The 331-nt window shown below is 61.0% G+C and carries 1 pseudogene; it reads right to left on the bottom strand.

Going from position 1 to position 331, the window contains the following annotated elements:
• Positions 1-145: 145 nt before the first annotated feature.
• Positions 146-331, bottom strand: a pseudogene (locus CBX98_RS25810) (cysteine synthase A); the annotation flags it as partial.

Genomic DNA, 331 nt, shown 5'->3' with positions numbered 1-331 from the left:
AGCTTCTCGCTGATGGTCTTCCGGCGCAAAAAGGTCATGCGGGTCTCCTCTAAGTTCAGGCGACTACCGTGACGTCCCGGATGTGACGGCAATGCAGCGATCCCGTTTTTGAACGATTAACGGGATCGCCTTCGTGCCCAGGGTTTCACCCCAGACTTTCGAGCCACTCGGTGTCGGAGCCTTCCTCGACACCCTCGAACAGGAAAGTCGACAGATAGCGCTCGCCCGTGTCAGGGAGCATGGCGAGAATGACGCTGTCCTTGGCGGCGCTCTCGGCAAAGGCCAGAGCAGCGGCGACCGTGGCGCCTGCCGAGACACCGACGAACAGTCC

Origin of the sequence: Vibrio sp. T9 (assembly GCF_003123985.1) — a bacterium.
Lineage (GTDB): Bacteria > Pseudomonadota > Gammaproteobacteria > Enterobacterales > Vibrionaceae > Vibrio > Vibrio diabolicus.
This window is presented reverse-complemented; position numbering and strand designations above follow the sequence as displayed.